The sequence below is a fragment of the Streptomyces sp. NRRL F-5123 genome, assembly GCF_000721495.1.
Lineage (GTDB): Bacteria > Actinomycetota > Actinomycetes > Streptomycetales > Streptomycetaceae > Actinacidiphila.
This window is the reverse complement of the sequence record NZ_JOHY01000009.1, coordinates 203,195-212,651: the sequence shown is the minus strand read 5'-3', so window position 1 is coordinate 212,651 and position 9,457 is coordinate 203,195. Positions and strand designations below refer to the sequence as shown.

Annotated in this window: 6 protein-coding genes; 4 read left to right on the top strand and 2 right to left on the bottom strand. The window is 72.1% G+C overall.

Annotated features, from left to right (window positions below; genetic code table 11):
* On the top strand, positions 1-204 hold a 204-nt coding region (locus IH54_RS0112050; protein ID WP_031515782.1), incomplete at its 5' end, for a hypothetical protein.
* Positions 201-695: a GNAT family N-acetyltransferase gene (locus tag IH54_RS0112045; protein WP_031515780.1), complete on the top strand. Its 495-nt coding sequence runs from the start codon at positions 201-203 to the stop codon at positions 693-695. The genes IH54_RS0112050 and IH54_RS0112045, both read left to right, overlap by 4 nt.
* Positions 696-737: 42 nt before the next feature.
* Here IH54_RS0112045 and IH54_RS0112040 read toward each other — a convergent pair whose 3' ends face one another.
* Entirely contained in the window at positions 738-1,457 is a 720-nt protein-coding gene (locus tag IH54_RS0112040) for a dienelactone hydrolase family protein (RefSeq protein ID WP_031515778.1), read from the bottom strand.
* A 522-nt stretch (positions 1,458-1,979) separates the two neighbouring features.
* Here IH54_RS0112040 and IH54_RS41535 point away from each other — a divergent pair.
* Both IH54_RS41535 and IH54_RS0112030 read left to right on the top strand, forming a co-directional pair.
* Complete coding sequence (locus IH54_RS41535) at positions 1,980-7,709, top strand: ricin-type beta-trefoil lectin domain protein (protein ID WP_159011784.1); 5,730 nt, start codon at positions 1,980-1,982, stop codon at positions 7,707-7,709.
* Between the two features lie 28 nt (positions 7,710-7,737).
* Positions 7,738-8,262 carry a hypothetical protein gene (locus IH54_RS0112030; protein WP_031515774.1) on the top strand — a complete coding sequence of 175 codons (525 nt, stop codon included), beginning with the start codon at positions 7,738-7,740 and terminating at the stop codon, positions 8,260-8,262.
* A 9-nt stretch (positions 8,263-8,271) separates the two neighbouring features.
* Here IH54_RS0112030 and IH54_RS0112025 read toward each other — a convergent pair whose 3' ends face one another.
* The gene (locus IH54_RS0112025; RefSeq protein ID WP_031515772.1) at positions 8,272-9,366 is read right to left on the bottom strand and encodes an ABC transporter ATP-binding protein; all 1,095 of its coding nucleotides are present in this window, start codon (positions 9,364-9,366) and stop codon (positions 8,272-8,274) included.
* Positions 9,367-9,457 lie beyond the last annotated feature (91 nt).

Genomic DNA, 9,457 nt, shown 5'->3' with positions numbered 1-9,457 from the left:
GGGCTGGCCACGTGGGGGGTGGGGGAGGTGTGCGGGTTGGCCGCCGGGCGGTACGGGCTGAGGTCTCTGCGCGCGGGGACCACCCTCGACAACGCCGCCTCGCGGGCGGTGCTGGAGCGGTCGGGGTTCGCCGTGGTGGGGGAGCGGGAATACTCCGGGAGGCCGGGACTGGTGTATCGCCGCAGCCTGGAGGACGCCTCATGACCTCGTGGCAGCTGGCTCCCGCGGCCTACGACACCCCGGAGGCGACGCGTCTGCGGCGGGACTACTACGACGAGGTCGCCAGCCGCTACTGGAAGCGGCCCGCCACGTCCGCGGAGGTCGACGAGGGGCTGGCCGGCGACGGGGCGGAGCTGCTCGCGCCGCCCACCGGGCAGTTCGTGGTGGGGCGGTACGGAGGCCGGGCCGCGGCTTGCGGGGGGCTGGTGATGCTGGACGGCGGGCGCGCCGAGCTCACCCGTGTCTACCTGCGGCCCGCCTTCCGGGGGAAGCAGGGCGCCGGGCTCCTGCTGGAGCTGCTGGAGAGCGAGGCGCGCGGGCTCGGGGCCTCCCGGACGGTCCTCAACACCCGGCTCGACCTGGTCGAGGCCCGCGCCTTGTACGTCCGGCACGGATACCGCGAGATCCCGGCGTACTGCGCGGGGCCGTACGTCGAGATCTGCTACGGCAAGGACCTCGGGCCGGCGGCCGCCTGACCGGGCCGGCGATCGCGCGCCGGCCCGGCGAGGGCGTGAGAGCTACTTGAGGTGGCGGGCGAAGAAGCGGTCGCCGTCCTCGCGTTCGAAGGACGGGGTGCCGAGGTGGCCGCCCAGGTTGGCGTGCAGGGTCTTCTGCTCGCTGCCGAACGCGTCGAAGAGGTCGAGGGCCCGCCGGCGGGGATTGCCCTCGTCGTCCCACTGGAGCAGGAGCAGCAGCGGGACGGTGACGTCCGGGGCCTGTGCGCGCTGCGCGCGGGGCACGTAACCCCCGGCGAAGAGGCCGACGGCCTCGATACGGGGGTCGGCCAACGCGAGGGCTATGCCGAGGGCGGTCCAGCCCGAGTACCCGACGCGGCCGCTGACCTCGGGGAGGGCGAGGAGCGCGTCGAGGGTGGTCCGCCACTCCGGCACGGCACCGGCGACCAGCGGGGCCACGAGGGACTCGAAGGTCTCGTCGACCGGCTCGCCGGCCTGCATCGCCCGGCGCAGCTCGGCGCGGGCCTGCTCGGCGGCGGCGGAACGCGGCCGGTCGCCGCACCCGGGGGCGTCGATGGTGGCCACCGCGTAGCCGTACGCCGCGGTCAGCCGGGCCCGGGCGACGAGGCGGGGCTCCCGCCTGGGCAGGCCGTTGTTGTGGGCCATCAGGATCAGCGGGGCGGGCGAGGATCCGGTCGTCCAGAGGGTGCCGGGGATCTCGCCGAGGGTGAATTCGCGCTCGACGACGCCGTCGTCGAGGAGCTTTTCGGAAGTGAAGTGCACGGTCGTGCCTTTCGGGAGTACGCGTGACGGCGCTCCCGGACGACCTATCGCCCGACCGTGGCCCACGAGGGGAGCACCCATGTCGATACTGCGTTCACGGGTACCACCTCCTCGTTCTCTCGCACGGCCTCGGCGAGGTTAGCAGGGGCGGCCGCGGCCCGCCAAAGGGTTTTCCGTGCGCCCTGCCGGGCGCTGGGGCAACAGCGTCCGGCGCGGCTCACTCCGTTTCCTCAGGCCGCGGCGGCAAACCCCTGCGAATCGTCTCAACCACGCAGCCAAACCGCGAAGTTGGCCACGTGCCCGCCCGAAACTCACCTCTTGTCATGTGCAGCTACCCCTGGTTAATCTCCCGCCGGGGGGGTCTTGCGGTGGAGCACGGTCGACGCTGCTCGGATCCCATGGGGATTTTTTACGGATTCGGGTGGGGTATTCGTGTCGTCGCGTGTCATTGTCATGCGCACTTCGAGATCATCGAAGCGTTTGTTCCGTCGTAGAGCCATGGGGGTCACGACCCTCGTATCGGTGCTCTCTCTCGTGTTCACGGCGGCCACGTCCTCGGCGGCGCAGGCCGCGACGGACTGGAACCTCGGCAACACCGGGGTCTCCCATCTCGCGGACCTGGATGCCGCGGCCAGCGGCGCCGTGCGCAACGACGGCCTCAGCAAGTGCCTGGACGACCTCGCCGGCAGTACGGCCAATCACGCGACGGTCGGCTCCTCGGCGTGCACGGGCACGGCGAATCAGGACTGGACGTTCACCCCGAGCCAGGGCCTCGACTGGATTTACAGCCCCCACGGGACCCTCACCCTGACCGGCACGCCGGGCAAGTGCCTCGACGTCGCCAGCACCAACGGCGGCGCGGCGCAGGCTGTCGCCGAGGGCGGCGCGGTGAAGATGCTGCTCACCCCGTCCGGCGAGGTGTACGCGAAGGGCACCACGGGCGGCTGGACGAAGGAGAACGACACCGCCTTCCAGATCGCGGCCGGTTCCGACGGGACCCAGATGCTGATCGGTGCCGACAGCACCGTCTACGCACGCAACACCATCGGTGCGACCGCCTGGACCAGCGAGGGCGGCACGTCCGTCAGGGCGATCGCGACCAACGGCGGCGTTCAGCTCTACCTCGACGGTGACGGAATCGTGTACGCGCGCAACGGGATCGGCGCGAGCACCGGCTGGACCGTGGAGAGCGGCAGCGGGGTGAAGGCGATCTCCGTGGGCTCAGACGGCACCCAGATGATGATCGGCAGCGACGGGGCCGTCTACGCGCGATCGAGTATCGGCTCCTCCACCGGCTGGACCAAGGAGCAGGCCCCGGGCGCCCTGGCGATCACCACGAACGGCGGTGTCCAGATGCTCCTCGGCAGCGACGGGGCCGTCTACGCCAGAACCGGCATCGCCCTGAACGGCTGGACGAAGGAGAGCGCCGCGATCGTCACTCCCACCGGTTACTACGGCAGGACCGTGATCGCGGCCGGCTCCGACGGCACCCAGATGATGATCAACACGGACGGCTACGCCTACGCCAAGAAGGGGATCTCGCTCAACGGGTGGACGAAGGAGACCGGCCCCGTCGACGCCGACGTCGACCACACGGCGATCGCCGTCGGAGCGGGCGGCGCCCAGGCCGTCCTCCTGAGCACCGGTGTCGTCTCCACCCGGACCGGGATCAGCGCCACCGGGTGGGTCGCCGAGAGCGACGTCAAGGCCGAGACCGACAACGGCAGCCTGGTCCAGCTCTTCGACTGCCACGGCTGGCGCAGCCAGCAGTGGCGGTTCCAGCACGACAAGACCGGCGGCGTCCAGCTCTACAACCCCTTCTCCGGCCGCTGCGTGGACACGCCGAACGCGTCCTTGGACGACGGCGTCGCGCTGCAGATCTACACCTGCAACGACACCGCCGCACAGCGCTTCTCCCCGCCGGCGGCCTCCGGGCCGCCGAGCGGCCCCATCACCAGCTCCACGATGGGCAAGTGCGCCGTCCCCGCGTCTACCACCGCCGCACCCGCCGACGGCACCGCGGTCGTCCTCTACACCTGCGGTGTCGGCTACACCACCGGTCCGCTGCTGCCGTGGAAGCTCAGCCTCGACGGCACCCTCGTCGCCGGCGGGCGCTGCCTGGCCCTGGCCGGCGGGGAGGCCGGCACCGCCAACGGCGCGCTGGTGCAGATGACGAAGTGCGGCACCGGTCTCGACCAGCAATGGGCCGTCGGGTACGACACGAGCAACCGGCCGCGCCTGCTGAACCCGTACACCGGGCGCTGCCTCGACGATCCGAGCCAGTCGAAGACCGACGGCACGCAGCTGCACGTGTACACCTGCAACAACACCGACGCCCAGGTGTGGGACATCCCGCACGCCTCGCGCACCTTCGTCGGCCCGGTGGCGGCGACACCGTCGACGCTCCCGCCGGGTACGGGGGACCTCGACGCCCGGGAAGCCGCGATGGCCCAGGCGGCGACGGCGCGGGACACCCGCGAGCACCTCGCGACGCTGCTGCACGCAGGCGGGATCGGAGTGCGGACGTCCATCGCCCAGACACTGGCCGGCCCGGACACTCCGCTGACCGAGCCCTGGTCGGACTACCTGAGCGAGAACTGGGAGAATGCCCCCAACGGCCCCTTTTTGGACGATGTCGGCAAGGCAGCCGTCGCGGACCAGGCACGCGCGCAGCGATCGGCCGGGATCAGCCGGTTCCTGTCCGGCTACCCGATGGACAAGTACGGCGCCCAGCCCGATTTCGACGCCGACGTCACCAACTTCATGTCGAGCGATGCGACTTTCCGGCTGGCCAGCCAGGGTATGTGGGCGAATCTGCCCATCGCGCACGCCGACCAGGCCGCGCAGGACAAAGTGACGGCGATCGCCGCCGCGCACGCGGCGGCGGACCCGGACAAGGCGTGGTACTGGAACTTCTACCGCGACATGGCGAACAGTGGTTCGGCCGACGACGTCCGCCGGTTCATCCAGTACGACGGCTACCCCACGGTGGCACCGGTCCCCGGGACACAGGAATTCCGGGTCGAGGTCGAGTCCCTCAAGGCACGCTGGGGCTCGGGTGATCCTTCCAACCCGTTCGACCCCGACCACGTGCTCGTCGGCGCCGAGGAAACGGCCTGGGCCGAGTACCAGGCCGAACTGAACGCCCAGGCCCAGCCCCGAGCCGACATCCTCGCCGCCGAGATGCAGGCCCTGGAAGCGCTCCAGGCCAGCGCGGAGACGATGCGCGACGGCCTGGACTACGCATGGACGGCCGGCGGCATCCTGTGGGCCCAGGGCCAGAAGACGGCCAACGCATCCGGCTGGGCCAACGTGAGCACTGCCAACGCGACGCACGACCTCGGGCTGATCAAGGCGAAGGTCGCCGGACTCGCGTCGGCCGCGCAGAACGAGGCGCTGATCGCCCAGGACGCGGCCGCCAAGGTGGACGCCGCACGCGCCACGGCGTACGCGACCGCTGACGCCGCCGGTCTGCCGGAAGGCCGGGGACTGACCTACGCGCTGCAGTCGGCGCAGGTGACCCGCGCCGCCGCAGCCGCGGCGCAGGCGACGGCCAACGCCATGAAGACGGCGGTGGCGGCCACCAACTCCACGCTTGCCGACTCCGCGACACTGCTGGCGAACGCCAGTGCACAGGCCCACGCCGCTCGCGCGCTTTATCAGCGGCAGACCGCGCAGGACAACGCGGCGCAGGCTTCGGCCCTCGCCACCCAGGCAGCGGGCCAGGCCGCCGCCGCCGCGACCGCGGCCACCACGGCCGCGTCCGACAAGGCTGCCGCGGCGGCCCTGGAGACGGACGCCAAGGCCGCAAAGGCCAAGGCCGACACCGCCGCAGCCGACGCGGCGAACCAGGCCACCATCGCCGCGAACGCCAAGGCGACTGCGGAGACGCAGCAGGGCAAGGCCGCCACGGCCGACGCGAACGCGCAGGCGCAGGCCGCAACGGCGGCGACCAAGGACGCCGCCGCCGCCGACAAGGCCGACACCGCGCGGACACTCAACGCCGCGGCGCAGCAGGCGGCGGCGGACGCGTCCACAGCGCGGGCCAAGGCCGAGGACGCACAGATCGCCAAGCATGCCGCTGACGCCAAGGCGCAGGCGCTGGCCGCCGTGGCAGCCGCCAACGAGGGGACCGAGGACGCCGCGGGAGCCACCGCCGCCGCCCAGCAGGCCCAGGCGGACGCGGACGCGGCCGGTGTCGCGGCCTCCGCGGCCGGCGCCAGCGCCACCCAGGCGTCCACGGCCGCCGCCGCGGCGCAGGCTGCGGCCACGCGGGCGAACTCCGCGGCGGAGACCGCGAACTCGGACGCGGTCACCGCGGACGCGGCTGTCGAGCAGACCAATGCCGATGCCCGGAAAGCCGATTCGCTGGCCGCCGACGCGATCGCCCAGGCCGGAATAGCGGCAACGCAGTCCGCCGCCGCCCAGGCGTCCGCGGCGCAGGCGAAGACCGACGCCGACAATGCCAAGGTGGCGGCCGACGCCGCACAGACCGAGGCCGTTCTCACGGCCTCCGACGCCGCGACGGCGACCGGCCAGGCGCTCGCCACCGCACAGGCCGCCCAGTCGGCCGCGGCCGAGGCGGCGACGGTGGCCGCACCGGCGAACGAGGCCATCGACCTGGCGGCGCCGTACGCGGCGCGCGACTCCGCGGCCGGGCTCGCGTCCTTGACCTCCCAAGCGGCCAAGACCATGGCGCAGCAGCAGTCCGCCGTTGCGGCGGCCCAGGCCGCGCAGGCAGCGGCCCTCGCGGCGGCGGCGCGGGCGGCGGCCGACGCCGCTTCGGGCGACGCCAAGCTGGCGGCGCAGGCCGCGGCCGACGCGGCGACCTCGGCGTCGCAGGCGGCCAACTCCGCGGCAGCGGCGATGGCCTCCGCGGCGCAGGCCGCGGCAGACGCGGCCACCACCAAGGCCACGGCGGGCCGGATCCACACGATCGACGCCCAGACGCAGACCGATGCGGACAATGCCCACGCGTCCGCTTTCGACGCCGGTGTCTCGGCTGCGGCGGCCCAAGCGGCGGCGACCGACAGCGAACTCGACGCGTCGTCGGCCGCAGCAGCGGCGAGCGGTGCCGCCGAGAGCGCGTCCGACGCCCAGAGCCACGCGGACGACGCGGCGGGCTACGCGGCGAGTGCGAACGCCGCCGCGTCCACCGCACAGTCCGACGCGGATGCGGCGCAGACCGCCGCCGCGAACGCCGAGGCGGAGCAGGCCGCGGAGGAAGAGGCCAACCGCAGGGCCGCCCAGCAGGCGGCAGCCGCTCAGGCGGCTTCGGGTCAGCCGGCGCTCGACGCGAGCGACCAGGCGCTGCTGCTGGCGAGCTGCGGCCAGACCTGCGTCGACAACTACAACCAGGCCCAGGCGCTCGTCGGCACCGACCTGGAGACCTTCATCATCGACAACGGCGGCCAGTTGATCCTGGACTTCATCGGGGTGAACGACGTGGAGGACTGCTTCGACAAGCACGATGTCTCGGGCTGCCTATGGACGCTGGTGGACCTGATCCCACCCTTGAAGCTTTTCAAGTCAGGCAGCTTCGCCGCGAAGATGATGGAGATGGCACCGAAGATCGCCAAGTTCATCCAGGACGTGAAGGAGGCCAAGAAGACCCTGGAGACGCTGAAGGCGCTTCTGAAGGAGCTGCAGAAGGCGAAGGCGCTGGAGGACCTGTCCAAAAAAATGGACCAGGTGTGCGGCGGGCGGGTCGCGCCGGGGAAGATCGACTACGGACCGGTCGGGCCCGGCGGTCGGGCCACCGTCGGCGTCGCCTGCCTTACCAAGCCTATGGTCGAGGGCTCCGGGACCAACCACACTCGCTACAACGTGCCCGGCTATACGGACGCCCAGAAGCGGGCCACGGCGCTCGGCACCAAGTCAAGTGAGACGATCAACGCGTGCCATCTGATCGGGGATCAGCTCGGCGGTTCGGGGACCGAAATGGCGAACCTGGTGACCTGCGCCCGTGCGGCGAATTCCAAAGCCTACGCGCTGCCGTGGGTGCCGATATTGAACCCGAACATGGGGACCCGCGAGAACCAGATCGCGAGCGGCGTGAAGGCAGGGCAAACAGTCGCCTACGTGGTGGTGCCTCTATACGCCGACGACACCAACGTGATACCTTACGCCATCAAGATGACGGCCGAGTGTGTCGCGAACTGCTCTAATAATCCCGTGGAGGTCGGCGACACCATTCAGAACACGTTGTGGAGCCCCGTCAAGAATGCTTGGGTCAACATCAGCCTGCCGTAGTCGATATCCGAACTCAGAGGGATATGTGATGTCTTCGCGCGATGAGCTTCTACGGCTGCTGGAGCCACCCGCCGAGAAATGGGTTCCTCCTTCCCCGGACGAGATCGTGCGCGGGTACGGGACGGTTTTGCCCGCGGACTTTCTTTGGCTGATGGAGACGTACGGCCCGGGGGAGGTCTCGGATTATCTCGGGATCTATCCCCCGCTCCCGGCCTCCGAGATCGGAAAGGGTCCCGGAGTCTGTCCGACCGCTGCCATCGAGGAAGAGGGGATGGAGGGCATCGAGCCGGAGTACGTGATGCACGGCGGCCTCTTCGTGTGGGGCTCCACCCCCGATGGCGACGGTGCTTTCTGGAGCACCGTCGGCGAGCCCGACGAGTGGCGCGTCGTCACCTTCCGCAGGCACCACGGTCCCTACGAGCCGGCGTGGACCCGCTTCGACTGCGGCATCGTCGAGTTCCTGGTGCGCACCTTCCAGGGGAGCCTGCCGCACAACCCCCTCAGCGGTACGGACCTCTGGGGGAACACGTCCCCCACCTTCCGCCGGGACTGAACGGCTCCCTCACGCGTACGCCTCCCCCTCCGGCAGCGCCGCCCACACCGTGGTGTCGGGCTCCAGGGGGAGGGCCGCGAGGGAGTGCGTGGGGAGGTCGGCGGTCAGGGGGAAGGCGGCCTCCGCCGTGGTGAGGTGGACGCGGACGGCGTCGGCGTGGGGCTCCAGGGTGCGTACCGTCACGGGCCACACCGCCGCGCCGGCCTCCGCGGCCGCGGCCCGCGTCGCATGGAGGGTCACCGCGGACGGCGGGAAGGCCACGAAGGCAGGGCCCTGCGACTCCGCCGTGGTCGCCAGGGTGAGGCCCGGCGCGAGGTGGACGGTGCGGCCCGAGGCGTCGCCGCGGAAGAGGTTGAGGCCGACGAGGCGGGCCACGTAGTCCGTACGGGGGCGGCGGGCGACCTCCGCGGGCGGGCCCTCCTGGACGCGCCGGCCGCCCTCGATCACCAGCACCCGGTCCGCGAGGACCATCGCGTCGACCGGGTCGTGCGTGACCAGCACCGCGACCGCCTCGAACGCGGCGAGGTGCCGCCGCAGTTCGGCCCGTACGTCGAGCCGGGCGCCCGCGTCCAGGGCGGCGAGCGGCTCGTCCAGGAGCAGCAGCCGCGGGTTCGTCGCCAGCGCGCGGGCCAGCGCGACCCGCTGAGCCTGGCCGCCGGACAGGCGGCGCGGCTTCTTGCCGGCGTGGTCGGCGAGGCCCATCCGTGCGAGAAGTTCGGCGGCGAGCGTCCGCGCGGCCGCTCGCGGCATGCCGTGGCAGCGCGGGCCGAAGGCGACGTTCTCCAGCGCGGTGAGGTGCGGGAAGAGCAGGTAGTCCTGGAAGATCACGCCGACCGGGCGGTCCTCGGGCGCGGCCCGGCGGCGTACCGCGGGCTCCTCCAGCGTCTCGCCGTCCAGCCGCAGACGGCCCCCGGTGAGCGGGGCCAGCCCCGCGAGGGCGCGCAGCGCGGTGGTCTTCCCGGCCCCGTTGGGCCCGAGCAGAGCCAGCACCTCGCCGGGCCGTACGAACAGCTCGACGTCGAGCGTGAAGTCCGTGCGGGCGAGCACGAGCCGGGCGTCGAGTCCTTCGCCGGTGAGCCTGGCCGGGGGAGTGGTGGCCGTCATGACGCCTCCCGGCGGGGGAGGACGTGCGACGGCGTACGGCCGCGGGACGGGCGTACGTACGGCCCCGCGCCCGGTGCCGGTGGCGCCGCGG

Coding starts and splice junctions, on each gene's coding strand:
- IH54_RS0112045 (WP_031515780.1), top strand. CDS start 201: ATGACCTCGTGGCAGCTGGCTCCCGCGGCCTACGACACCCCGGAGGCG.
- IH54_RS0112030 (WP_031515774.1), top strand. CDS start 7,738: ATGTCTTCGCGCGATGAGCTTCTACGGCTGCTGGAGCCACCCGCCGAG.
- IH54_RS0112025 (WP_031515772.1), bottom strand. CDS start 9,366: ATGACGGCCACCACTCCCCCGGCCAGGCTCACCGGCGAAGGACTCGAC.